The following is a 23,042-nucleotide window of genomic DNA, read 5'->3' on the forward strand; positions in this document are numbered from 1 at the left end:
AAGGGCTGCTCACGTGCTAGTGCGGCAGCTCAAAATCAACACCAGGGACAGCAAGGTCATGCAGGCCCCTCCGATCAGCAGCAATTGGAAACTGCCGCTGGCTTCGATCAGCCGGCCTGCCACTGTCGGGCCGATGGCGAGGCCGCCACCGATCACCAGGTTGGAGGCATTCATCAGTTTTCCGGAACGGTCGAGGTCGGCCAGGCAGGCCAGAATCAACGGCAGAATGAAGGTCCAGGTGAACTTGAACAGCAGTGCGGCCAACGCAAAACGCTGCATTTCGGGTTGGCCCAGCAACAACAGCACCGAGCCTGCCATCAGCCCGTAACCCAGCAGCAACAACAGTAGGCGTGGCAGACGATTGCCGATCAGCGAGGCACAACCCGCACCGACAATTCCCATCATCGTGGCGATGGCAAGAATCTCGCCGCTGGACTCGGCAGAGAGACCGGCGTGTGTGCTGATGGAACCGATAAAGGTCCAGACGCCGCTCAGGCTTACGTAAAAACTCAGGATGCCAAGAATGCCCAGTGCGGCCTTCCACTTCGAGGCGAGGGCTAGTCGCTCAACGGTTTTTTCAATCGGCGGGCTGCCCTGGGGGAAGTAACGAGCAAGTGGCAAAAAAACCGTCATCAACCCGGCGAGGATCAAGTAGCAGGCTGATAGCCCGTAGTGTTCGAACAGGCGTGGCAGGATGCTCAAGCCAATCGCCCCGACCACCAGCTGCCCCATCACCCATAAACCATAGACGCGACCGGGATTGGACGTCGAGGCAGCGCTGGACAGGCAGATGATCATCAATGAACCGCCGGCCAGGGCGCTGCAGAAGCGCAATGCCAGCAGCATCGAATAATTGTGGGCAAGCATCGAAAGCAGGTTGGCTGCAATAAACAAAACCCCGGCCGCCAATGCGGCTCGGCGCCAGTCGACACGTTTGAGCCACCAGAGAGCGGGCAGGGTGGCCATGCTCATGGCGCCGAGCTCGGTGGAGAACAGGTCACCGATCTGTGACGGGCTCAACTGCCATTGAGTCGCCAGTTGCGCCGCCACTGCCGGTGCGGTCATGAGGATGGTCGGGGTGATGGCGGCGAACAGCACAATGGCTGCCAGCAATGCCAGTTGTGATGAAGCGAGCGAACGGTGATTGGTCAGCGGTTTGGTCTGGGTGTTCATGGTCAAACTCCGATTAATGAATTCAGAACACATGGACCAGACGCAGCAGCGCGTCGGTGCCGTGATAGCCGTTGTCGGTGGCGACGTTCTGCGAGAGGCTGAACATCAACTGATTCTGTTTATCGAGCCAATGACCGACTTCGAAACCCACCTGGGTGTAGCGTTTGTGGGTGTCGTCGATGCGCTGGTCATTAATGCGCAACTCACCGCCATCGGCATGGATGAGTCGCAAAGCGCCATAGGTGCTTGGAGTGAAGTCGTAGGAGGCAAAGGCTTGCAGGCGATACAGCGGGTCTTGTTTCAGGTCGTTGCTGAAGTAGTCGTCGTTCTTGCCATAGAGCTGGGCTTCGAGATTGGCTTCCAGCACCCATTTTTCGCCGATACCCTGGGTGTAGTTGTAAACGAAGGTGGCGCCCCAGCGATTGGCACCGGGCGACACGTCCGGATTTTCGCCGTGGTACTCGCCCAGCGGCAGGGTAATCAGTGTCAGCAGTCCGCTGTAGGTGCGTGAGGCTGGGTCATTGATGAAGAACAGCGTTCCGCCGACCTGAGGATCACCGAAACCGCTTTCTCCGGTGTGCTGGCTGGCACCCGGCAGGCGGGCGTTGATGTCGGCGAAGGGCACGATGAACTGTGGAGTGCAGAGCGTGCCGCAGATGTCGGTGAAAAATACCTGGCGATAAGCCACAGCGTTGACCTTCAGGTCGGCCTTGCCGGTGCTGTCGGCCGGGCCATGGAAATCGTTGGCGCGGCTTGCCGGTAAATACAGCACGCCCAGAGTGGTGCCCGAAGGGGCGCCGAAAAAATCCCGGGCGTTGAGGTCGGCGGCACCAGCTTGCAGGCTCGCCAGGCCACTGATGAGGGCCAGTGCGGTATTGTGGGTGAAGGTACTGGTCATGGGCATTGCGTCTCTTCTTTGAGTTGTTGTGCGGCGAATGGATCGCCCGTACGTGGCAGAGGGGCAAAAAAAGGGCAAAAGCGTCCCGAGGCGGTCAAAAAAACCGCGAAAAGGTCAGCGAGAGTCAGCGGTGTGGATCAGTCAGGTGGGGCGTGCAGCAGATGGGCAATACGGGCTTTGTCCTTGACCCCGAGTTTGCTGTAGATCGCGCGGATGTGGTGGCGCACGGTATTGGGTGACATGCCCAGGTCGCGGGCGACTTCCTTGTAGGTCTTTCCTTCGCCGAAGCCCTGGGCCACATCATTTTCCCGCGGACTCAGTTGCATCAGCACAGTGCGACTGCGGGCTGCCAGCAGGAACAGGTCTCCGACCGTCGAGGCGTCGACCTGCAAGTGCTTGCCTTCATACCCCTGAGCGTCCATTGCCACCGGCAGGCAAGGGCCGGTCCAGTCCGGCCACTCGCTCAGCAGCAAGTCGACGAAGCCACGCTCCGCGCATTGCAGAGTGCCGCGCTGGTCGCACACGGCGAGCGCCAGATTGCGTGGGTTGGTGAGGGTTTCGCGCATGGCCACCAGAGTGCGAATCTGATTGGCCGATACCGCCGCCACCAGATGAAGCATGAGGTTGTTCAACAACAGGCAGTCCTGCTCGGTAAAACGTGGTGCGTCGGGAGCGCGATACACCGTGAGGTGATCGCTGAGGTGGGTTTGCGGGTCGACGTACACAATGCACAGCAATTCGCCAATGCCATAGGACTCGCCGAGCCAGTTGAGTCCGGGGCCGTTGGAAGGGTTACGCATGTCGACGATGACCGCTTGTCCCGGGATGTCATGGACCTTGCCGACGGTCACGTCGATATGGCGAATCGATTGCCAGTCCGGCAGGTAGCTGCGGGGCAGTTTGTAGAGGTAGGAACTGTGCTCTTCCGGCAACCCGTCAATCAGCGCTGCACGGCCCCACCAGGCACTATCGAAGGGCAACAATTGGCTGATGCAGCTCAGCGCGGCCTGGTGGAAATGCTCGATGTCTTTGTTCTGCGCCAGGCGCTGAAGCTCCAGTGTCATCGCGCTAAACGCCTCCAGAAGGCTGGCGTGACCATGATCATGACGGCTCATTCGTATGTACCTCTGTGCGACATTTTTATTGTTTTCGTCACGAAGTCATTAAGGGCCGGAACGTCGTTTGGACGTGGGCAGGGCCTGAGGACAAGTATCGGTGGTTTGAGCGCGGGTCGCTATCCTACAGATGCACGATGGCTCGTACGTCTGACGGCTGCGGGTATCGGCGGTCGCTCAAACGCAACCGGGCTTTTTTGTTTATGGCAGACAGGAGCAAAAGGCTCAGCAGTCTCGTGCAAGTAATCTGCATCGGTTTGCTATCAGATCCTGAGTTTCGACTCGATTAGAAAAGGACAGTCTGATGTTCTTCAAGAAAAATATATTGATGCAGCAACTTGCTGAAATCTTGGCGCGATTGCTGGCCGATGAGGCGTTTGAGGCTCAAACGCTTCACGCCTATCCGCAGGTGCAGGCGTGTCTGGAACGGTTCGCGCAGCACAGAGCGCAAGCCAACCAACGGCTTCTTGTGGCGGAGGAATTAGCCGGGTACCAGATCGCTCAGTTGCAACATGCACAGCAAGCGCTTGAAGCGTTGCGCCAGAAAATTGAGCAGGGCCGCAAACGCGAGGATGCACTTGAGGCCGAGTTGAGACAGCACGTTCTGCTGTCACGTCAGCATCAGCAGGAGACGCAGATCTGGGAACTGTTGCAGTCAACACTCACCGAGGGCTGCTGGGACATCACAGTGGTTAACGGCGACATTCAGGATCCCGCCAGTCGGATGCGGATTTTTAATCAGTTCCGCCTGCTCATGGGGTATGCCGCCCATGAGCTGCCCGATGGCTGGGATGCTCAAGTCAACATCACCCATCCTGACGATCTGCCGAAGATCATGGCGATCTTCGATCGGGAGATCCTTGCGACTCATGGCAGCGGCGAATATGTCTTTGAATATCGGATGCGCCACAAGACGCGTAACTACATCTGGTGTCGAGAGCGTGGTCGAGCGGTCCGAGATGAGCAGGGGCGATTGACCCGGGTGATCGGCGCGGTGCGCGACATCAGCGATGAGCAGTCAGCCAGGACGACTCATCAACAGTTGCTTGAGCAGAATCAGGCGACCTACGGGCAAATCGCAACCGTCGTGAGTGTCATCAAAGGCATTGCGGACCAGACGAATCTGCTGTCGCTGAACGCCGCGATCGAGGCGGCAAGGGCAGGAGAGATCGGGCGTGGCTTCTCGGTGGTGGCCGATGAAGTGCGTAAGCTGGCGGAAAGTACCCGCCAGGCCACGCATCGGATTCAGACCATGTTGCTTGAACACAAGCAGTAGTTTGGCTCAGGAGCTGCGCAGTGCAGCTCCTGAAGGTCATCAGAACGGTACGGCCACGGTTAGCTGGCTGTAAACGTTGGTGCCATTGCCGCCCACCTGATTCCCGCCGTTGCTTTCGTCTTTGTTCGGCTTGTACAGGCCCAGTAGTGGAGTGACGATCAGGTGTTCACTCACAGCCCATTCGGCGTACAGATCCAGTTCACGACCATCGAGGTTCAGTGCGTCGCTTTTGTGCAGTGTCTTGTAGTCAAAGAACAGTGCGCCGACCGTCACCACGTCGACCGGTTTGACCTTCAATGCGACATGTTGGACCGAGGTATTGCTATTGAAGGGGCCGGAATAGTTGGAGGCCACTTCACCCTGGAACCAGGTGCCATAGCCGCGGTTGAAACCGTTGAACATCGAATCCCAGTTCTTTGAATAGCGGCTGTAGCGGTAAGTCAGGTCGGGCGACCAGGGCAAATCGGCGAAGGTGTAGCCGGCTTCGGTGTACCAGGCTTTTTCGTCGCCGGCGTTCTTGTCCTGCCAGGCATATTCGAAAGCGAAGTGGGCGTTTTCTATCCCGGCATTGCCCGCGCCGCGAAGGCTATAGATGTTCATGCCTTCGCGTTGCTTCTGGAAGTCGCTGGCATAGCGGTCGTCAACGTCGATGCCGTGGATGTAGGTCAAGCCCAGGGTCCCCGGTTGAGCGGTGTACTCCAGCGTGCCTGCGGCCATTTCGGTGTTGGCTTGTGAGCGATTGTTGGACTTCATCCACATCATGCTGCCGTGGACGCCGTCTTTGCCCCCCAGGCGAACGACAGCAGTCTCGTCGAAAGCATGTCGAGCGGCCAGGTAGTAGGCTCCTCCTCGATTGAGCTTGCCGTCGGCAGGTCCCTTGCCAAAATTCAGGCCGTCATCGTTGATGATGAAACCGTCGCCGAGGGTGATGATCTGGCGGCCGAACGACAGGTCTACGCCGTCCTTGCCCAGGACTGGAAAGAGTTCGCCCGAACGCCATCCTGCAAAGGCTTCGTCGAATTTCGTGGTGCGCTCGGTGCCATCCGTAATACCCGCCGCATCACCGTCCCCCCAGGTGCCCGAACTGACCAGATTGGCTGTTCCATAGACGCTCCCCGCGCTGCCAAGTGTCTGATCGATACTGAGTCCATATTTGATAAAACCTTCGCGCCAACTGGAGCCACCGGTGGTGCCGTCATAGTTTTTTCGGCTGTTAAACATCCCGTAGACAGCCAGGAAGTTACCTGTGACTTTAGTGTCTTCATCGGCGTAAAGCTCGTAGGCGTAGGCGCACGAGTTGGCGGTCAACAGCGCGACGCCCAGGCCAATGGCCTTGGAAAGCGATCGTGTTTTCAGCATTTGCTCCATTGTTACGTTCCCCAGCATTATTGGTCGAAGGCGCATTAGGATGACTGGGGGCGAGGGAAGTCTTTGACCTGCGTGCCACGCAATTGACTCTGCCAGCCAGGCAGTGCTCCTTGGCAGGCAGCAACAAAACCGGCGGCAGACATGGGCAAGACGACGGACCGGGACGAGCGCAAAGTGATCCTGAACACGAGGCCGTTTCGATCAGGGACTGGCTGGGGAGGGCTTCATCGCCGGCTCCTTGAACGGCTCGATACATCCATCAAGAAATCCGTTTTCGAGGATCCGCACCATGTCGATCAATGATCGGCTTACACAGCATCTGAAACGGGGCAGCGTTGGCTTTCCAACCGCGTTGGCCAGCACCATCGGCCTGATCATGGCCAGCCCGGTGATCCTCACCGCGACCATGGGCTTTGGTATCGGCGGCAGCGCATTCGCGGTGGCCATGCTGATTGCGGTAGTCATGATGCTCGCCCAGGCGACGACCTTTGCCGAAGCGGCGTCGATCCTGCCAACCACCGGTTCGGTCTACGACTACATCAATTGCGGGATGGGGCGCTTTTTCGCGATCACCGGCACGTTGTCGGCGTACCTGATCGTGCATGTGTTCGCGGGCACCGCAGAAACCATTCTGTCCGGGGTCATGGCGCTGGTGAACTTCGAGCACCTCAATACCCTGGCGGAGAATGCCGGCGGCTCCTGGTTGCTCGGGGTAGGGTTCGTCGTCGTGTTCGGGGTTCTCAATGCGTTCGGCGTCAGCGCCTTTGGTCGCGCCGAGATCGTTCTGACCTTCGGTATGTGGACCACGCTGATGGTGTTTGGCGTGTTGGGGCTGATCGCGGCACCGGCGGTACAACTGGATGGCTGGTTCGGCGTCTCTCTTGTAGGCACTGACCTGATCACCATTCTGTCGCTGGTGGGCATGGCCATGTTCATGTTCGTTGGTTGCGAGTTCGTGACGCCATTGGCGCCGGACTTGCGCAACTCGGCCAAGGTCATGCCCAAGGCCATGATTCTGGGGCTGTTGAGTGTTGCCACCTGCATGTTCATCTATGGCGCCGCGATGAAGCGTCAGGTCGAAAACGTGTTGCTGGATCCTGCCACGGGCGTGCATCTGCTCGATACTCCCATGGCCATTCCGAAGTTCGCCGAGCAGGTCATGGGGCATGTCGGCCCGATGTGGCTGGGGATCGGCTTTCTGTTTGCCGGTGCGGCGACGATCAACACGCTGATGGCGGGCGTGCCACGAATTCTCTACGGCATGGCGGTGGACGGTGCGTTGCCCAAGGTGTTCACTTATTTGCACCCGCGTTTCAAAACTCCGCTGTTGTGCATTCTGGTGGCGATGCTGATTCCGTGCCTGTATGCCCTGTGGTTGGGAGGCAACACCGATAACATCATGCACCTGGTACTGGCGGCGGTTTGTGCATGGAGTTTTGCCTACCTGTTGGTGACGCTGTCCGTGGTCATCCTGCGGATTCGTCGTCCGGATCTGCCACGCGCTTATCGCTCGCCATTCTTCCCGTTGCCACAGATTCTCTCCAGCGTCGGCATCTTGCTGGGCATGTGGTTCATTACCCCGCCAGGGATGAACCCGGCGGATATCTACGTGCCGTTTGGGGTGATGCTCGGGATAACGGCGTCGTACGCCCTGTTCTGGACCTTGGTGGTGCAGCGGGTCAATCCATTCAAGCCGGCTTCGGTCGAAGAAGTGCTGGCCAAGGAGTTTTCCCATGAACTTGGCAACCCTCACAACGGGTATCTCGACCATGCTGCAAAAACTGTCTGAGGTATTCAGTGCCCAGCGGGCCCCGGCAGGTTACCGACCGGGGGTCACGCTGGAGTACCTGCGGCGTAACCTTGCAAGGAAGGGTTTTACCTCGACAGGCCCGGCCGCGGCCGTGCTGATTCTGGAAGAAGCCGACCTTCAGGTCGACATTGTCGAGCGCACCGAATCGCAATTGCTGATGCACCTGGTGATGACGCAGTTCGTAATCAGGGTGCCCGCCTCAGAGGAGGGCAATGCTCGCTTCGAGTTGCACCATGGCGGGTCGATTCGACGCACGGGATTGAAGTGTCGGCAACAGGCAGGAGACCCCGCTTTGGCAGCCAGACTCCAGGCCTGCCTGGAAGAAGACCAGGCGTTGCATCAATCGTTGATGGTGCTTGATTTCAAAACCCTGCAAATCGACCTGGACGGGCCTCAATGGCAGGTTCGGCTGGAGCATATGGGCGGTAGCGAGGTGGTCAACCGAATGCCGGCCTTTCGTCGTTATATCGCCCTGAGTGGCGTGCAGCGTCAGGAACTGCTCAATGTGCTGGTGGGGTTTCAGCGGGTATTGAACGGACTCTGAATTCAGGCGTTGGCACCATAAGTGCTTCTGTAGTCGGTACCACGGATTTGTTGCGTCTATATAGATAACATGTTAACTATTAGCCAACAAAAACAAGATGCCACTGCGGAGATGCCCATGAGCACCTATCAGTCTGCGCAACATGGATTAGAAAACTGGACTCGGGATTTGCGAGCGGCCTGTGGCCATTTCGACACTGAATTGGCCTACAACCGTTCGCTGTTCATCGGCGAGGTTTCCAAACAGTCCAGGGGCGGTCTGTCACTGGCCAATCTGCGTACCAACGCCGGTTTGATCTCCCGCGACCGGCCCAACGCCGATCACGATAACGATCAACATTGTTTCCTGGTCAGCCAGCGCAGTGGCTATTGTCAGATCACCCAAAATGGCCAAGTCATTCAGTTGGCACCGGGCGATATGTTGTTAATGGACTCCACAGGGTCGATCGAGATCAGTCCTTTCGGGCTTATCGAACATGCCTCCCTGTCGCTCTCGCGCAACGAGGTGTACAAACACCTGGGAAGCGCTTCGAGAACCTTCGGCAAGATTTCTTCCAGCAAGGCCTGTGGCCGTATGCTTCATGTGTTGATGGATCAACTGTGCAGGGAAGGGCAGATCGGGCAGGATTCGAGTGCAGAAGGTGAGGCCTTGCAATCGGCCTTTGTCTCGCTGCTCGGTTCCGCCTTCGAAATGGATGACACGCAGGGTGACAGCGCTGCATCCCAGCAGGGCAATAATCTGCGCAGCTATGTCCAGAAAGTCATCGATGAATCTTTGACCCAGCCCGGCCTCAGCCCTGTGGGGCTCGCCAGTCGATTGAACATCTCGGTTCGCCACTTGTACCGGTTGTTCGAAGAGCAGGACGACAGTGTCTGCCGCTATATCCAGCGTGCACGGCTCAAGCGCAGCGCGGATGATTTGACTAATCCGTTCCTGAAGAGTGAGTCGATCACCTCGATCGCCTACAAGTGGGGCTTCACCGATTCCGCTCACTTCAGTCGATCGTTCAAGAAACAGTTCGACCTCTCGCCCAAGGACTTCCGCTCGACCCATTTGCAGCAAGCGGTCGGCGCTGCGTAGGTCGTCAATCCATTAGCTAATTAGCGTTGACCAAGGTGCTGGATAAACTTTCGGGGACTTCCTGCCTACTGCCAGGAAGTCCCCGAAAGCACTGATGTCGCTGGCCATGGCTACTCAGGATCGAGCGCAGGGTCCTTATTTTATGAGTCAGGGAAAACGATGTCATGAAACCGCTCACCCCTTCGGCCAGGAATATTTGCGCGGTGGCGGTCGAACACTTTGCCGATCACGGTTACGACGCCTCGTCCCTGAACGAGATCGCTGGCAGGGCAGGCATGCGCAAGGCGTCGCTTTACGCGCATTTTGTCAGCAAGGATGAACTGTTTCAGACGGTCTTCGAAATCGCCCTGGAACATGAGCATCTGTACATCGCTACCTGTTTCAAGGAAGAGACCGAGCACACGGAGATACCCGGTCAATTGCACCTTGAACGCTTGATCGGACGCTATGAGGTGTCGGCCCACCTGCGTTTTCTATTGCGCACGGCCTACTTTCCACCAGCGGATATCCGGGCAGTCATTTCTAAGGGGTTTGAGGGTTACCTGGCACGAATTCGCCGGTGCTTTCAGAGTGCCGCGCATGACAAATACCAGTCGGTGGGGGGCCGGCCTGAGCAGCTGGAAGTGTTTTGCGACGCCTATCTTGGCATTGTCGACAGCCTGCATGTGGAGCTGATTTATGCGACGCCGCAGGGTTACGTCAAACGGCTTGCAGCCTTGTCGCGTGTCTTCAGGGATTCCCTGTCGATGCTCGGAGGTGCAAGCCGTGGCTGATGGCGTCCAGGCGGTTCAGGTCGTTTGCCCGAGGTGCGAAATCACACCTCTGGCAAGGTCGATCCACCGTCAACGACGATGGTCTGTCCGGTGATGTAAGTCGCCAGGTCAGACGCCAGAAAGAGCATGGCCCCGGCAATATCCTCGGCGCAGCCGAGTCGTCCCAACGGTACCCGGCTGGCAATGTCGCCATTGACCTGATCGTCGCCCAGATTGGCCATGGCTGGCGTGGCAATCATGCCGGGCTCGACACCATTGACGCGCACGCCATGACAGGCCAGTTCCAGAGCGGCATTGCGAATGAAACCGTTGACCCCGGCCTTCGACGCGGCGTAATGGCTGAGCCCCGGATAGGCTACCCGTGGACCGGTGACCGACGAGGTGACCAGCACGCAGCCAGCACCCTGACGCTGGAACATCGGCAAGGCGGCCTGGGTCAGCCAAAACAGTGCCGAGAGATTGACTGCCAGCGTGCGCTCGAGAATCGGGGGGGTGATCTCGGCGAACGACGTCAGCGGAAAGTAGCCGGCGTTATGGACCAGAATATCCAGCCGCCCCCAGTCTCGCTCCAACCCTTGAACCAGTTTGGCTACCGCTGTCGCGTCGGCCAGATCAATGTCCACAGCCTCAACCTGGTACGTTCGGTCCTTCAGGTCTGCAGCGAGCGCCTGAGCTTGAGCCAGACGAAGATCGGCGATCATCACTCGCGCTCCGCGCAATGCGAAGGCTTCGACGATTGCCCGGCCAATGCCTTGCGCGCCACCGGTCACCAGTACCGTTTTGCCGCTGAAATTGAAGTCTTCACGCATGGGCGACCTCCATGTGAGCGTAAGCCAGCGTTGGCACATCGACGATGCTAGAACCCCCGTCGGCGACCACGGTCGCCCCTGTGATGATCGACGCGTCGGCGCTGGCGAGGAAGCGACAAACCTTGGCGATTTCTTCGGCGCTGGCAGGACGCCTTAATGGCGCATCGGCACAAACCCGGTCGTAGGCTTGCTGCAGCGTATCGCCATAGAAACTCATCAATGGCTGCATTTCCTCATCGGCCATCGGGGTCGTGACCCAGCCCGGACAAACCGCGTTCACCCGCACGCCGCGTGGTCCATAGTCCCTGGCCAGTGAGCGGTTGAGCCCAAGCAACGCGTGCTTGGCGGTGGTGTAGCCGCACACTTCGGGCCCGGCGGCCAGCGAGGCGATGGAGCCGATCAGCACGACGCTGCCAGCCTGCTCGATCAGCAGCGGCAGGCAGGCCCTGGTACTGTAGAACGCGCTGTCCAGATTGCTGCGCAGCGATGCTTCCCAGGTTTGCGGACTGGTCTGAGTCGCGCTCCCCAGGCCATGACCGCCGGCGCAGGCCAGCAGAACATCAAGCCGACCGAAGCGCTCACGAATCTGCGCAACGAAACCTTCCCAGGTGTCCGGACAGGCCGCATCGCCGACCAGGATCAGGCCGCCGGTTTCCCGAGCAACCTGCTCCAGAGGCTCGCGTCGGCGACCGACCAATACCAGATTGGCGCCTTCGGCTGCATACAGCCGCGCGCAGGCGGCACCGATGCCGGTTCCGGCACCGGTGATGACAATCGTGCGTGATTCAGGCATCGGGATACTCCGTGCGATTGAGAACCTCACAGTAGGAGCTGACCGGAAAGTTCGACAGCTCATCGAAGGACGAACCGGCATAGCCGAAGATCTTGCCGTCGCTACGGTGCTGTTGCATGTCGATCAAGACCAGGCCCAGGGTGGGGATGATCTTTTCGCGCCAGACGAACAGGTACAGTTGGTCGGCAATCTTGTAATAGTGGCAACGGTCGGTATCGCACAGGCCTTGCTCGACGCCTTTGAGGCATTGCCAGGCGTAGAACTGATCGTTGAGATAGATGTGTTCGTAGACTTCGCTCGGGCTGTAGCGATACAGGTTGCGAAAGCCGGTCAATTCCTGAGTTGGCTCATGGGGGCATTGGCCTTCCTCCCAGGGGCGATCAAGGCTGCCATGGAGGAAGTCCACTTCCACCGACGTCAGGGCTTTGCCAGCGAGCGCACGGCTGTACAGTCCTTCCTGTGTTTCTGCCTGAGTCGGCATGCTCGCGATCACCGCGGTGAACGACGACGTGGCGGTGTCCAGGACCAGGCTCACCGACCACGCCTGACCGGCTTCGCGCTTGATGAAATCGACCAGATACAGGCCAAGGCGCACGGACGTGGCGCGGTACGTGGCAGATCCGCTGGAGTGACCATCAGCGGCGTTCCAGTTCAGTACTTCTGTTTCGAAGCGATGCTCGATCTGCCAGCCGTTGGCGAAGTGCAGCGTGAAGGTCTTGCCGTTGAGATCGGCGAGGTTGGGCAGGATAAAAGCTTCTGGGGCGAAACCGTCGGCGAGGGCACCTACGGTGATCCAGTCAGATTGTGTGGTCATTGCATGGCTCCGGTTGGATGAATTGACAACCTGGATCATGCGGCCGGGAGAATGGCCCGCCTATCAACCAAATGGTTGAACCGGCTTACAAAAACAGCGTCCCCACCAGTTCGGTGCGGCTGGTCACGCCGGTCTTGCGGAACAGGTTGACCAAGTGAGTCTTGATGGTCGGGAGACCGACATCCAGCTCCTGGGCCAGTTGTTTGTTGCTGGCGCCCTGGCGCAACAACAACGCGATCTGACGCTCTTTGGGGGTCAGTCCTGACAGCGAATCTTCATAGGGCTGCATGTTGGCAACCGCCATTTGCAGCAGCGCCTGCAACGCACTGAGTTGAGCCAATTGATCTGCGGTGAAAGCACCTTGTGCAGCGGTGCGCAACAAGGAGATAGCGGCCTGTGGCTGGCCGGAGCGATGAGCAAGTATCTCTACGACGTCGACGACACCGTAGCGATGCAGGAAGTCTCGATAGCGGCGACTGTCACGGCTGGGCTGTCGGGCCATGGCGAAACCAAGAGGCACTACCGCCAGTCCGCTCGACTGACAATTGCGCGGTTGCAGCGGATCGAATTGACGGTAGTTGTCCAGATAATCGCGATGCATTTCACCGCTCATCTGGTGCAACCGGAAGTCGCGGGCTTGCAGCTGCCGGTCGACACAGTAGAACGCGGCCTGGCTGGCAGGAACGATTTGAGTGAAAGCCTGCAGGCAATGGCCAGCGACTTCCTGGGCAGGGATGGCGTTCATGGTCGGTAATTTCGCCAAAAGGCTGCCGGCGTGAGCCGGCAGCGGGTAACGGTCAGGCAACCGCGAAATAATGCTTCACGAAGCTTTCGCCGACAATGTCCCAGAGCACAGGCGTGCCCTTGGTCACGAACCAGCTGTCGCCGGCCTTGTAGCGAGTGCTCTGGCCCGTGGATTCGTCAGTCAAGACCACTTCGCCGGTGACCACGGTGGCTTGTTCTGAAAATGGGTAGACCATGCGGAATTTGCCTTGGGTGGTGCCGAAATACGCGCTGCTGACTGGATCGGTCGGTGCGCCAAAGGTCATTTTTCCAAAGGCTTTGACTTCGCCTTCGAGGATTTCGGAGCCGAGGTCGGCGACAGTGCCCCAGGCGTCGAGCTCGGACAGTTGGATGTCTTTCTTGAGAGTGGTAACGGGCATGGCAGTTCTCCTGTGAATGAATGGGTGGGGATCAACGGCGACCGTTGAAGTAGCCCGAGAGTTGGTGAAGGCTTTTGCCGGCCGTCAGCAGCAGCGGGCGGATGTGATCTTTGCCCATGATTTGCGCATGTTTGACCGAGCTGATCAGGTCGTAGCGGGAAGACCCTTCACTCATGCCCTCCGCCAATACCTTGCAGATGATGTGGCTGGGCGTCACCCCGAAGCCGGCGTAACCCTGCACATAAAAGGCGTTGGGACGACCGCCGAGCGTGCCGATTTGAGGGAAGAGATTGGCCCCGGTCGCCATCGGACCACCCCATGCCAGGTCGATTTTCACGTCCTTCAGGTACGGGAAAATTTTCAGCATCAGGTTGCGATTCCACACCTTCAAGTCCTGCGGGATGTGCTCGACAAAGGGCGTCGCCGCACCGAACAGCAAACGGTTTTCATTGGTGACACGGTAATAGTCGATCACCGGCCGAATATCGCTGTAGGCGCCGCGTATCGGACTGATGCGGTTGATCATTTCGTCCGATAGCGGTTCGGTCATCAACTGGAAGGCGTAGGTGTTCAGCGTGGTCTTGTGCAGTTCCGGTTCCAGTTTGTTGAGGAAACTGTCACAGGCCCACAGCAACTTGGAGGCTTTCACCGAGCCCCGGCCCGTGCGTACGGTGATGCGTTCACCATAACTGACTTCCAGGGCCGGGCTGTGTTCGTAGATGCGCACACCGTGCCCGACCAGCGCCTTGGCTTCGCCCAACAACAGATTCAATGAGTGAACATGCCCGCCGCCCATGTGCAGTAGCGCGCTGGTATAGGCGTCGGAGCCAATGATCTGCTTGACCTCGGACCCTGCCATAAAGCGGATTTCGTCCTTGGTGTTGATTGACTTGAAGTCCTTCTCCCAGGCGCGCAGGGTTTTTTCCTGACGGGCGTTGAAGCCCATGTAGCCATAGCCGTTGCAGAAGTCGGCATCGATTGAGTATTTGGCGATTCGATCCTTGATGATCCCGGCGCCCAGCTCACTGATTTCAAAGATCTCGCGCAGCCCTTGCTCGCCCACGTGCTTCTTGATCTTTTCGAGGTCGTGGCCGATGCCCGCCATGATCTGTCCGCCGTTGCGGCCAGTACCACCAAACCCCAGGTAACGCGCTTCCAGCACCACGATATTGGTGATGCCTTTTTCAGCCAGTTCCAGCGCCGTGTTGATGCCGGAGAAACCGCCACCGATCACGACGACATCCGCCTCCACGTCCTGCTCAAGGGTTGGAAAGCTGAGGTTGTATTTTTTGGTTGCCGAGTAGTAGGTAGGCGTTTCGATATTGATCATGGCGCAGCCTGGAAAAGTGAAGGGAAACTCAACTGCAGGGCCTACAAGAAGCTCTGTACCTGTTGGGTGTTATTAAGTGCCTTCCGACCGGTAGGTGTCTTGATCCTGTGTGCCGCGGGTTTTGACCGTGGCTGCCAGAGTTGGAGAGGCTCGCTGCCCGCACGAATGTCTGATCAAACTCAACTGATTCCGGGGCGCCTCGTAATGATCAGGATCGCGCAATGATGAGCGGAGGATGATAGAGTTTAGTTAATCTATTAACTAACTATGAGTTCGAACGTATTCCGATGTCCAGGCCGCGCCAATCTTTGACCCTCACATTGCTCCAGGCTCGCGAAGCCGCAATGGGCTTTTTCCGTCCCTCTTTGAATCAGCAAGGCTTGACCGAGCAGCAATGGCGGGTCATTCGTATCCTCAGTCAGCACGAGGAGCTGGAAATCAATCGCCTGGCGGAGCTGGCATGCATTCTCAAGCCGAGCATGACTGGCGTGCTGGTGCGCATGGAGACCGCAGGCATGGTCGAACGGCGCAAGGCGGAACAGGATCAACGACGAGTGCTGGTACGGCTGGCTGAAAAGGGGCAGGCCTGCTTCAGCTCAATGAGTCAGAGTATGGAAGCTAATTATCAGCGGCTTCAGGCTGGTTTTGGCGAGAAGAAGTTGCAGACGTTATTGACGTTGCTCAACGAGTTGAAAGCGCTCAAGCGCTAGCCTCGTATGATTTCATCGCCAGTCTCCCCCGGCATTGCGCTGGGGGATCGTCAGGTAGGCGTTTCAGGCTTGGCCAATTCCCAGGCATATGTACTTTTGCTCGATGTAGTCATCGATGCCGTACTTCGAACCTTCGCGTCCCAGCCCCGATTGTTTGATGCCGCCAAACGGCGCCACTTCGGTCGAGATCAATCCTTCATTTACCCCGACCATTCCGTATTCCAGCGCCTCGCTGACGCGCCACGCACGTCCCAGATCCTGGGTGTAAAGATAGGAGGCAAGGCCGAACTCGGTATCGTTGGCCATCGCAACCGCTTCGGCTTCGGTCTCGAAGCGGAACACCGGGGCCAACGGGCCGAAAGTTTCGTCGCGCGCGACCAGCATCTCCGGGGTCACTTCACCGAGTACGGTCGGCTGGAAGAAATTGCCGCCCAGGGCGTGGGATTCTCCGCCGGCCAACAAGGTGGCACCTTTGTCCATTGCATCGCTGATATGTTCTTCGATCTTGGCCACGGCCTTGGCATTGATCAGAGGTCCTTGCTGGACATTATCCCCGTCCGCAGGGCCGACCTTGAGTTGGCCGACCGCGGCCACCAGGCGGCGAGTGAACTCATCGTAAACGCTGTTTTGCACCAGGATTCGATTGGTGCAGACACACGTCTGCCCGCTGTTGCGGAACTTTGAGCCCATGGCGCCTTCGACCGCTGCATCGAGGTCGGCATCATCAAACACGATGAAAGGGGCATTGCCGCCCAGCTCAAGGCTGACCTTCTTGATCGTCTCGGCGCATTGCACCATCAGGGTTTTGCCGATACCGGTAGAGCCGGTGAACGAGACTTTTTGAACGCTCGGATTGCCGGTCAACTCCGCACCGATTTCACGGGCACGGTTGCCGGTGACGATGTTCAGGACACCGGCGGGGATACCTGCTCGTTCCCCCAGTTCAGCCAGGGCCAGGGCGGACAGCGGGGTTTCCGAAGCCGGCTTGACCACTACCGTGCAACCGGCGGCCAGTGCCGGGCCGACCTTGCGCGTAATCATTGCGTTGGGGAAGTTCCACGGTGTGATGGCTGCCACCACGCCGATGGCTTGTTTGATCACTACCAGGCGCCGGCCTTTCTTGTCATGCGGGATCACATCGCCGTAGATGCGCTTGGCTTCCTCGGCAAACCACTCTATGAAGCTCGCTCCATAGGCAATTTCGCCACGGCTCTCGGCCAATGGCTTGCCTTGCTCCAGGCTGAGCAACCGGGCCAGGTCTTCCTGGTTGGCCATGATCAAGTCAAACCATTTGCGCAGGATTTGGCTGCGCTCCTTGGCGGTCTTGCTGCGCCAGGCCGGCAGGGCCGCCCCGGCAGCAGCGATGGCGCGGGCGGTCTCGGGCTGGCCGAGGGAGCTGACTTCGGCAATGGTTTCGCCATTCGCCGGGTTGCTCACCGGGAAGCGATTACCGTCATCGGATTCGATCCATTGGCCATTCACGTAAGCCTGTTCGCGCAGCAGTTTCAAATCGTTGAGTTTCATCGGGCTTCTCGAAAAAATCAGTACACGCCGCCGGAGCTGGTAGGCGCCGGAGTATCTTTGAAGGTGGCAGCGAGGGTTTGCAGGCCGCGCATCAATACAGTGGTGTCGACGCCGACAGCAACGAACGCCGCGCCCAGTTCGATGTAACGCTTGGCCAGTTTCTGATCGGCGCTGAGAATGCCGACCGCTTTGCCGGCTTTTTGGATGCGGGCGATGGCGTCCTCAATTGCAGCCTGCACCTCGGGATGGCCCGGATTGCCGCGAAAACCCATGGAGGCGCTCAAGTCCGCCGGGCCGATGAAGACCCCGTCGATACCTTCTACCGCCGCAATCGCGTCTAGATTGGCCAGGCCCTCTTGATTCTCGATCTGAACCAGCAGGCACATTTGATCATCCGCCTTGTCGAGGTAGCCGGGGATACTGTTCCAGCGCGATGCGCGTGCCAATGCACTGCCTACACCGCGAACGCCGCTGGGCGGGTAGTGGATGGCTCGGACCAATTCCCGCGCTTGTTCCGCGCTTTCGACCATGGGCACCAGCAACGTTTGCACGCCTATATCGAGTACTTGCTTGATCATTGCTGTATCGCCAATGACCGGGCGAATCACCGGATGGCTGGGGTAGGGCGCCACGGCCTGGAGCTGGCCGAGCATACCGCGCAGATCGTTGGGCGCATGTTCGCCATCGATCAACAGCCAATCGAAACCGGCGTTGGCCGCCAGTTCTGCGCAGTACGGGTCGGCCAGTCCGAGCCAAAGACCGATCTGCGTTTCACCGCTTTGCAGGCGAAGCTTGAAGGTGTTAACAGGCATATCCATCGTACAGGTCTCCGGTCAAACGAAACGACAGGCAATAGAGCCCAGCATGTCGTAATCAACATGGAAGGTATCGCCAGGGTTTGCGGCCACAGGACGGGTGAAGGAACCGCCCAGGATGATTTGCCCGGGTTGCAGGGTGACGTCGTAAGCCGCCAGCTTGTTGGCGAGCCAGGCCACGCCCTTCGCCGGGTGGTTGAGTACGGCCGCTGAAACTCCGGATTCCTCGATCACACCGTTGCGATAAAGCACGGCTGGCACTTTGCGCAGGTCGATCTCCGTCGGACGTACCGCGCGACCGCCCATGACCACGCCGGCGTTGGCGGCGTTGTCGGAGATGGTGTCGAACACTTTGCGAGTTGCCTTGGTATGTGGGTCAACCTGCTGGATGCGCGCGTCGATGATTTCCAGCGCCGGGATCACCCATTCGGTGGCGTCCAACACATCAAAAACCGTGATGTTCGGGCCTTTCAGGGGTTTGCCCAAAATGAACGCCAGCTCGACTTCCACCCGCGGCACGATAAAGCGTTCAAACGGAATGTCGGTGCCTTCGTCGAAGAACATGTCATCGAGAAGAGCGCCGTAATCCGGCTCGGTGATGTTGGACGAGACCTGCATGGCCCGGGAGGTCAGGCCGATTTTGTGCCCGACCAGTTTTCTGCCGTCCTTGATTTTCTGCGCCACCCAAGCGCGTTGAATGGCGTACGCGTCTTCGATGGTGATGGCTGGATGATCCAGGGAAAACTGACGGACCTGCTCGCGTGAACGCTCGGCGTGGTCGAGACGGGCGGCGGCTTGCTGAATGTGTTGTTGGTCAAGCATGACATTGATCTCTTACTGAGGGTTGACGATGGCGGCCTGGGTGCGCAGCACCAGAAAACCACCGAGTGCGATGAGAAGTGCCAGGACGTAAAGGGCCAGGCTGGCACTCTGGGTTGTGTCGCGCATCCAGCCGATCAGATAGGGCGCGAAAAACGACGCGATGTTCCCGAAGGAACTGATCAGGGCAATGCCGGCGGCTTGGGTGTTGTTGGATAGAAAGGCTGGAGGGAACTGCCAGAACATCGGCAACGCCGCGCTGGCCCCCATGCCGGCGAGGATTAAGCCACTGAGCACCCACGTCGGGTTGGTGGGTGAGAGTCCGGCGACAGCGATACCGACAGCTTACATCAGCAAGGGAACGCAGAGATGCCAACGTCGTTCACGCAGACGATCGGACGAACGCCCACAGCCGATCATAAAAAAGCAACCGGCCAGATAAGGCACGGCACTGAGCAGACCGACCTTGCCGTCGCTGCCGATCCCCGCTCCGTGAATCAGCGTAGGCATCCAGAAGGCGAGGGTGTTGACCGCCAGCATCACCGCGAAATACACCGCCACCAGCAGCCACACCTGCGGGTTAGTGAGAATGGCCGATAGCGAGGTGATCGATTTGCGGTGTTCTTCTTTGTTCAGTTGCTCGCGCAGTTGTTGCTTCTGCTGCAGGGTCAGCCACTTGACCGACTCGAAGCTGTCCGGCAAGCACTTGAGCACCACCAGCCCGAGCAAGATAACGGGCGTACCCTCGATGACGAACATCCATTGCCAGCCGCGCAGGCCGCCAAAGTCATGAAAGTGTTCGAGGATGCCACCCGAGAGCGGACCACCAATGACACCGGCCATCGGCACTGCGATTGCAAACAGTGCTGTTATTTGCGCTCGGCGGCCGGCCGGATACCAGCGGTTGAGAAACACCAGTATGCCCGGGAAAAAACCGGCCTCGGCCACCCCCAGCAAGAAGCGAAGCACATAGAACCCCATGGCACTGTCGATCAAAAACATGCAGGTCGACAACGCCCCCCAGACGACCATCAGCGTGGCAATCCAGCGTCTCGGGCCAACACGGTCCAGGGCCATGTTGCTGGGTACGCCAAACAGGGCGTAGGCGATGAAGAACAGACCGGCGCCAAGGCCATAGACCGTGTCGCTGAAATTCAAGTCGGCGCTCATCTGCATCTTCGCGAAGCCAATGTTGATGCGGTCGAGGTGAGCGAAGAGGTAGCAGATCAACAACAACGGCATCAGCCGCCAGGTGATGGTGCTGTGGGTTCGGTCGCGTGCGAGGGTGTCGGCGGTATTGGCTGTGCTCATGGTTTTATACTTTTTGTCTGAGGGGCCGATGGAACGAACGGGCAAGCTGGGTTAGCGGACTTGAGCTTTGAGGAAGGCGTGGACGTTGTTTTCCTTGAAGTTGAGTTGCTCGTGCAGTTCGATCATTTCGAATGACAAGGCCAGCAGGCGCTGAGCCTGAAGGTCGGCAAAGTGCCGAGTAATAACGTCGAAGAGTGTCTCCGCGACTTTCTGGCGCGTGGCCAGATCACGGCCATGACCGACCTTCAAGGTCATGTGGACGAAGGCGTAGTCATGCTTGCCGTCTGCCATGCGCCAGGTGTCCAGGCGCACGGCGCGGCTACGGATGCCGCCCAGGGGAAACACACCACTGTCACCCAGTGTTTCGTGGACTTTTTCGAACAGGCCAGGCAAGTCGGCTTGCTGTTCAATGTTATCGGTGTACTCAGCAATGAAGTGGGGCATGAACGGCTCCTTCAGGCCGCGCGGGAGGGACGCGCGGCCGCACAGTCAAACAGGGAAAATGGCGTTGAGCTGACCGGTGCCTGAACTACCGAAGGGTTCGGTAATGATTTCGGCAGGCTTGTCGTAATTCGGTCCGCCGAGCAAGCCGAGGAGCATGGCCGTGTCATGCATCTTGCCTTCGCCGAAACAGTGCTCGGCGTAGTCCGGGAGCATGGCGCAGAACTCTTTCCAGCGGCCCTGGCGCCAGAGATTCACGACGTGCAGGTCGACTTGTTTGTCGAACTCACGGGTCCAGTTATGAATGTTGGCTTCGGCATCGCGATCATCGGAAAATCGATGCGACAGCGAACCGGATGCCAGCACGAGGACCTTGCGGTCACTCTTCTCGATGGCACGGCGTACGGCGGCGCCGAAGGTGAAGCTGTCTTGCAGACGATGCCAGGCGCACCAGGCGGCAATCGACACGACATTGAATTTCTGGTCTTGCGCTACCCCCATGTGCATATAGCGCATCGGCACCAGGGTTCCGTACTCCAGCTCAAGGCTCGGAATATTGTGGGCCAGGGTGCGCACGTCGGCGGCGTTGGCCTCGGCGGCGATCAACTCGCCCAATTCAGGACAGCCCGGGTACTCGTACTCCATGTTTTTAATGAAGTGCGGTAATTCGTTGCTGGTGTAGATGCCTTTGAAATGCTCGCCACAGTTAACGTGGTAAGCACTGTTGACCAGCCAGTGCACATCGAACACCACAGCAGTATCGGCACCCAGCTCACGGGCGCGGCGACCGATTTCCTTATGCCCGGCAATGGCTGCTTCACGGCAGCCATGGTGTTTGCCGGGAAGCTCAGACAAGTACATCGAGGGGACGTGGCAGATTTTCGCAGCCAGGACGACTTCGCCCATGATGATTTCTCCTGAAATTGTTGTTATGCGTTTAAATCCGACATCAAGTGAAGCCGCGACAGGCCGATGCGCGACCCTCGCGGGCTTCAGCAATCGATAGGCCGGTTACAGTCCCCACCGGGGAATGTGATGGCTGCCCATCGAGATGCAGATGTTCTTGATCTCGGCGAACACTTCAAAGCTGTACTGGCCGCCTTCGCGGCCCGTACCGGAGCCTTTCACACCACCGAACGGCTGGCGCAGATCGCGCACGTTCTGGCTGTTGATGAACACCATGCCCGCTTCGATGCCATAGGCCAGACGGTGCGCCTTGCCAATGTCCTGGGTCCAGATGTAGGACGCCAGGCCGTACTCGGTGTCGTTGGCCAGTTGCAGGGCTTCGGCTTCATCCTTGAACGGGATCAGGCACACCACCGGGCCGAAGATCTCTTCCTGGGCAATGCGCATCTTGTTGTTGACGTCGGCGAACACAGTTGGCTGGATAAACTGGCCTTTGCTCAGGTGTGCAGGCAAGTTCGCCGGACGCTCAAGGCCGCCAGCGAGGAGGGTGGCGCCTTCTTCGATACCGATCTTGATGTAGCCGGTGACCTTGTCGTAATGGGCCTGGGTGATCATCGAGCCGACCTGGGTTTTCGGGTCTTGCGGGTCGCCGACGATCAAGCGTTTGGCGCGAGCGGCAAACTCGGCCACGAACTGCGGGTAAACGCTTTCCTGGATAAAGATTCGGCTACCGGCGGTGCAGCGCTCACCGTTGAGCGAGAAGATGGTGAACAACGCCGCGTCCAGGGCTCGCTCAAGGTCCGCATCTTCGAATATCAGCACCGGCGACTTGCCGCCGAGCTCCATGGAGTACTTTTTCAGGCCTGCGGTCTGCATGATCTTCTTGCCGGTGGCGGTGCCGCCGGTGAAGGAAACTGCGCGAACGTCCGGGTGCCGCACCAGGGCTTCTCCTGCCGTGGCGCCATAGCCCTGAATAACGTTCAGTACACCCTTGGGAATGCCCGCTTCGACGGCCAGGCGACCCAGTTCGTTCGCGGTCAGCGGCGACAGCTCGGACATTTTCAGAACGGCGGTATTGCCCAGCGCCAGGCACGGCGCGGTTTTCCAGGTGGCCGTCATGAACGGGACGTTCCAGGGCGATACCAGGCCGCAAACACCTACCGGTTGATAGAGGGTGTAGTTGAGCATCTGGTCATCGACCGGGTAGCTGTGCCCGTCCATGCGCGTGCAGACTTCGGCAAAAAAGTCGAAGTTATGCGAAGCACGTGGAATCAATACATTTTTGGTCTGGTGAATCGGCAGGCCGGTATCGAGGGTTTCCAGTTCAGCCAGGTGCGGCACATTTTGCTCGATCAGTTCGCCAAGCTTGCGCATCAGCCGGGCACGTTCCTTGGCGGGGGTGTTAGCCCACTTTGGAAACGCTTCCTTGGCCGCAGCCACCGCCTGAGCCACTTCGTCGGCACCGCCGCTGGCCACTTCACCAATCGCTTCACCGGTGGCCGGGTTGTAGTTGACGAACACATCTTTGCTTTCGACCTCGCGGCCGTTGATCCAGTGTTTGATCATGGTG

At 58.6% G+C, this 23,042-nt stretch carries 22 protein-coding genes and 1 pseudogene; 6 read left to right on the top strand and 17 right to left on the bottom strand.

The window, feature by feature from the left end:
• Positions 1-9: 9 nt before the first annotated feature.
• The 3 genes from ACX3YF_RS18315 to ACX3YF_RS18325 all read right to left on the bottom strand — a co-directional run bounded on the left by ACX3YF_RS18315 (position 10) and on the right by ACX3YF_RS18325 (position 3,186).
• Positions 10-1,173 (bottom strand): MFS transporter, encoded by a 1,164-nt coding sequence (locus ACX3YF_RS18315; RefSeq protein WP_458944676.1) that lies wholly within the window; start codon positions 1,171-1,173, stop codon positions 10-12.
• 22 nt (positions 1,174-1,195) lie between these two features.
• Positions 1,196-2,077 (bottom strand): transporter, encoded by an 882-nt coding sequence (locus ACX3YF_RS18320; RefSeq protein ID WP_458944678.1) that lies wholly within the window; start codon positions 2,075-2,077, stop codon positions 1,196-1,198.
• Positions 2,078-2,208: 131 nt separating this feature from the next.
• Positions 2,209-3,186 carry a helix-turn-helix transcriptional regulator gene (locus tag ACX3YF_RS18325; RefSeq protein ID WP_458944679.1) on the bottom strand — a complete coding sequence of 326 codons (978 nt, stop codon included), beginning with the start codon at positions 3,184-3,186 and terminating at the stop codon, positions 2,209-2,211.
• Positions 3,187-3,490: 304 nt separating this feature from the next.
• Here ACX3YF_RS18325 and ACX3YF_RS18330 point away from each other — a divergent pair, with 304 nt between their 5' ends.
• Entirely contained in the window at positions 3,491-4,462 is a 972-nt protein-coding gene (locus ACX3YF_RS18330) for a methyl-accepting chemotaxis protein (protein ID WP_458974076.1), read from the top strand.
• Between the two features lie 39 nt (positions 4,463-4,501).
• Here the strand turns inward: ACX3YF_RS18330 and ACX3YF_RS18335 are convergent, their stop codons facing one another.
• Positions 4,502-5,830: an alginate export family protein gene (locus ACX3YF_RS18335; RefSeq protein WP_458944682.1), complete on the bottom strand. Its 1,329-nt coding sequence runs from the start codon at positions 5,828-5,830 to the stop codon at positions 4,502-4,504.
• Between the two features lie 289 nt (positions 5,831-6,119).
• Here ACX3YF_RS18335 and ACX3YF_RS18340 point away from each other — a divergent pair, with 289 nt between their 5' ends.
• The 4 genes from ACX3YF_RS18340 (at position 6,120) to ACX3YF_RS18355 (ending at position 10,037) form a co-directional block, all read left to right on the top strand.
• Positions 6,120-7,619 carry an APC family permease gene (locus ACX3YF_RS18340; protein WP_458944683.1) on the top strand — a complete coding sequence of 500 codons (1,500 nt, stop codon included), beginning with the start codon at positions 6,120-6,122 and terminating at the stop codon, positions 7,617-7,619.
• A complete protein-coding gene (locus ACX3YF_RS18345) occupies positions 7,600-8,184 on the top strand; it encodes a DUF3156 family protein (protein ID WP_458946237.1) in 585 nt (194 codons plus the stop codon). Before ACX3YF_RS18340 ends, ACX3YF_RS18345 begins: the two co-directional genes overlap by 20 nt.
• Before the next feature lie 117 nt (positions 8,185-8,301).
• Entirely contained in the window at positions 8,302-9,264 is a 963-nt protein-coding gene (gene feaR, locus ACX3YF_RS18350; protein WP_458944684.1) for a transcriptional regulator FeaR, read from the top strand.
• 164 nt (positions 9,265-9,428) lie between these two features.
• Positions 9,429-10,037 carry a TetR/AcrR family transcriptional regulator gene (locus tag ACX3YF_RS18355; protein ID WP_458944685.1) on the top strand — a complete coding sequence of 203 codons (609 nt, stop codon included), beginning with the start codon at positions 9,429-9,431 and terminating at the stop codon, positions 10,035-10,037.
• A gap of 41 nt (positions 10,038-10,078) precedes the next feature.
• On the opposite strand, the gene ACX3YF_RS18360 is transcribed toward ACX3YF_RS18355, so the two are convergent.
• The 6 genes from ACX3YF_RS18360 to ACX3YF_RS18385 form a co-directional block, all read right to left on the bottom strand.
• Positions 10,079-10,846 carry an SDR family oxidoreductase gene (locus tag ACX3YF_RS18360; RefSeq protein ID WP_458944686.1) on the bottom strand — a complete coding sequence of 256 codons (768 nt, stop codon included), beginning with the start codon at positions 10,844-10,846 and terminating at the stop codon, positions 10,079-10,081.
• A complete protein-coding gene (locus ACX3YF_RS18365; protein WP_458974077.1) occupies positions 10,839-11,639 on the bottom strand; it encodes an SDR family NAD(P)-dependent oxidoreductase in 801 nt (266 codons plus the stop codon). The genes ACX3YF_RS18360 and ACX3YF_RS18365 overlap by 8 nt, the downstream gene beginning before the upstream one ends.
• Positions 11,632-12,453, bottom strand: a complete 822-nt coding sequence (locus ACX3YF_RS18370; RefSeq protein WP_458944688.1) for a molybdenum cofactor biosynthesis F family protein — start codon at positions 12,451-12,453, stop codon at positions 11,632-11,634. The genes ACX3YF_RS18365 and ACX3YF_RS18370 overlap by 8 nt, the downstream gene beginning before the upstream one ends.
• A gap of 85 nt (positions 12,454-12,538) precedes the next feature.
• The gene (locus tag ACX3YF_RS18375) at positions 12,539-13,198 is read right to left on the bottom strand and encodes a helix-turn-helix transcriptional regulator (RefSeq protein WP_458944689.1); all 660 of its coding nucleotides are present in this window, start codon (positions 13,196-13,198) and stop codon (positions 12,539-12,541) included.
• A 52-nt stretch (positions 13,199-13,250) separates the two neighbouring features.
• A complete protein-coding gene (locus tag ACX3YF_RS18380) occupies positions 13,251-13,616 on the bottom strand; it encodes a cupin domain-containing protein (protein WP_458944690.1) in 366 nt (121 codons plus the stop codon).
• Between the two features lie 31 nt (positions 13,617-13,647).
• Positions 13,648-14,946 (bottom strand): NAD(P)/FAD-dependent oxidoreductase, encoded by a 1,299-nt coding sequence (locus ACX3YF_RS18385; protein WP_458944691.1) that lies wholly within the window; start codon positions 14,944-14,946, stop codon positions 13,648-13,650.
• A 287-nt stretch (positions 14,947-15,233) separates the two neighbouring features.
• Between ACX3YF_RS18385 and hpaR the strand changes: the two genes are divergently transcribed.
• The gene (gene hpaR, locus ACX3YF_RS18390) at positions 15,234-15,656 is read left to right on the top strand and encodes a homoprotocatechuate degradation operon regulator HpaR (protein WP_458944692.1); all 423 of its coding nucleotides are present in this window, start codon (positions 15,234-15,236) and stop codon (positions 15,654-15,656) included.
• A 63-nt stretch (positions 15,657-15,719) separates the two neighbouring features.
• Here hpaR and ACX3YF_RS18395 read toward each other — a convergent pair whose 3' ends face one another.
• From ACX3YF_RS18395 to hpaE, 7 genes and pseudogenes are all read right to left on the bottom strand, one after another.
• The gene (locus ACX3YF_RS18395; RefSeq protein WP_458944693.1) at positions 15,720-17,180 is read right to left on the bottom strand and encodes an NAD-dependent succinate-semialdehyde dehydrogenase; all 1,461 of its coding nucleotides are present in this window, start codon (positions 17,178-17,180) and stop codon (positions 15,720-15,722) included.
• 17 nt (positions 17,181-17,197) lie between these two features.
• Positions 17,198-17,998, bottom strand: a complete 801-nt coding sequence (hpaI, locus tag ACX3YF_RS18400; protein ID WP_458944694.1) for a 4-hydroxy-2-oxoheptanedioate aldolase — start codon at positions 17,996-17,998, stop codon at positions 17,198-17,200.
• A gap of 15 nt (positions 17,999-18,013) precedes the next feature.
• Positions 18,014-18,817, bottom strand: a complete 804-nt coding sequence (hpaH, locus tag ACX3YF_RS18405; RefSeq protein ID WP_458944695.1) for a 2-oxo-hept-4-ene-1,7-dioate hydratase — start codon at positions 18,815-18,817, stop codon at positions 18,014-18,016.
• Positions 18,818-18,829: 12 nt separating this feature from the next.
• Positions 18,830-20,125: pseudogene (locus ACX3YF_RS18410) on the bottom strand (MFS transporter).
• A gap of 51 nt (positions 20,126-20,176) precedes the next feature.
• Entirely contained in the window at positions 20,177-20,569 is a 393-nt protein-coding gene (locus ACX3YF_RS18415) for a tautomerase family protein (RefSeq protein WP_458944696.1), read from the bottom strand.
• A gap of 45 nt (positions 20,570-20,614) precedes the next feature.
• Complete coding sequence (gene hpaD / locus ACX3YF_RS18420; protein ID WP_458944697.1) at positions 20,615-21,472, bottom strand: 3,4-dihydroxyphenylacetate 2,3-dioxygenase; 858 nt, start codon at positions 21,470-21,472, stop codon at positions 20,615-20,617.
• Between the two features lie 105 nt (positions 21,473-21,577).
• Positions 21,578-23,038: a 5-carboxymethyl-2-hydroxymuconate semialdehyde dehydrogenase gene (gene hpaE / locus ACX3YF_RS18425; RefSeq protein ID WP_458944698.1), complete on the bottom strand. Its 1,461-nt coding sequence runs from the start codon at positions 23,036-23,038 to the stop codon at positions 21,578-21,580.
• Positions 23,039-23,042 lie beyond the last annotated feature (4 nt).

The organism is Pseudomonas fluorescens group sp. PF-69, from assembly GCF_054481235.1.

What these genes read in the sequence shown, in the direction of transcription:
- ACX3YF_RS18345 (WP_458946237.1), top strand. Translation starts at nt 7,600, where the DNA reads ATGCTGCAAAAACTGTCTGAGGTATTCAGTGCCCAGCGGGCCCCGGCA.
- hpaR (WP_458944692.1), top strand. Translation starts at nt 15,234, where the DNA reads ATGTCCAGGCCGCGCCAATCTTTGACCCTCACATTGCTCCAGGCTCGC.
- ACX3YF_RS18385 (WP_458944691.1), bottom strand. Translation starts at nt 14,946, where the DNA reads ATGATCAATATCGAAACGCCTACCTACTACTCGGCAACCAAAAAATAC.
- ACX3YF_RS18370 (WP_458944688.1), bottom strand. Translation starts at nt 12,453, where the DNA reads ATGACCACACAATCTGACTGGATCACCGTAGGTGCCCTCGCCGACGGT.
- ACX3YF_RS18355 (WP_458944685.1), top strand. Translation starts at nt 9,429, where the DNA reads ATGAAACCGCTCACCCCTTCGGCCAGGAATATTTGCGCGGTGGCGGTC.
- ACX3YF_RS18365 (WP_458974077.1), bottom strand. Translation starts at nt 11,639, where the DNA reads ATGCCTGAATCACGCACGATTGTCATCACCGGTGCCGGAACCGGCATC.
- ACX3YF_RS18415 (WP_458944696.1), bottom strand. Translation starts at nt 20,569, where the DNA reads ATGCCCCACTTCATTGCTGAGTACACCGATAACATTGAACAGCAAGCC.
- hpaD (WP_458944697.1), bottom strand. Translation starts at nt 21,472, where the DNA reads ATGGGCGAAGTCGTCCTGGCTGCGAAAATCTGCCACGTCCCCTCGATG.
- hpaH (WP_458944695.1), bottom strand. Translation starts at nt 18,817, where the DNA reads ATGCTTGACCAACAACACATTCAGCAAGCCGCCGCCCGTCTCGACCAC.
- ACX3YF_RS18395 (WP_458944693.1), bottom strand. Translation starts at nt 17,180, where the DNA reads ATGAAACTCAACGATTTGAAACTGCTGCGCGAACAGGCTTACGTGAAT.
- ACX3YF_RS18340 (WP_458944683.1), top strand. Translation starts at nt 6,120, where the DNA reads ATGTCGATCAATGATCGGCTTACACAGCATCTGAAACGGGGCAGCGTT.
- ACX3YF_RS18335 (WP_458944682.1), bottom strand. Translation starts at nt 5,830, where the DNA reads ATGGAGCAAATGCTGAAAACACGATCGCTTTCCAAGGCCATTGGCCTG.
- hpaE (WP_458944698.1), bottom strand. Translation starts at nt 23,038, where the DNA reads ATGATCAAACACTGGATCAACGGCCGCGAGGTCGAAAGCAAAGATGTG.
- ACX3YF_RS18375 (WP_458944689.1), bottom strand. Translation starts at nt 13,198, where the DNA reads ATGAACGCCATCCCTGCCCAGGAAGTCGCTGGCCATTGCCTGCAGGCT.
- ACX3YF_RS18360 (WP_458944686.1), bottom strand. Translation starts at nt 10,846, where the DNA reads ATGCGTGAAGACTTCAATTTCAGCGGCAAAACGGTACTGGTGACCGGT.
- hpaI (WP_458944694.1), bottom strand. Translation starts at nt 17,998, where the DNA reads ATGGATATGCCTGTTAACACCTTCAAGCTTCGCCTGCAAAGCGGTGAA.
- ACX3YF_RS18325 (WP_458944679.1), bottom strand. Translation starts at nt 3,186, where the DNA reads ATGAGCCGTCATGATCATGGTCACGCCAGCCTTCTGGAGGCGTTTAGC.
- ACX3YF_RS18315 (WP_458944676.1), bottom strand. Translation starts at nt 1,173, where the DNA reads ATGAACACCCAGACCAAACCGCTGACCAATCACCGTTCGCTCGCTTCA.
- ACX3YF_RS18380 (WP_458944690.1), bottom strand. Translation starts at nt 13,616, where the DNA reads ATGCCCGTTACCACTCTCAAGAAAGACATCCAACTGTCCGAGCTCGAC.
- feaR (WP_458944684.1), top strand. Translation starts at nt 8,302, where the DNA reads ATGAGCACCTATCAGTCTGCGCAACATGGATTAGAAAACTGGACTCGG.
- ACX3YF_RS18320 (WP_458944678.1), bottom strand. Translation starts at nt 2,077, where the DNA reads ATGCCCATGACCAGTACCTTCACCCACAATACCGCACTGGCCCTCATC.
- ACX3YF_RS18330 (WP_458974076.1), top strand. Translation starts at nt 3,491, where the DNA reads ATGTTCTTCAAGAAAAATATATTGATGCAGCAACTTGCTGAAATCTTG.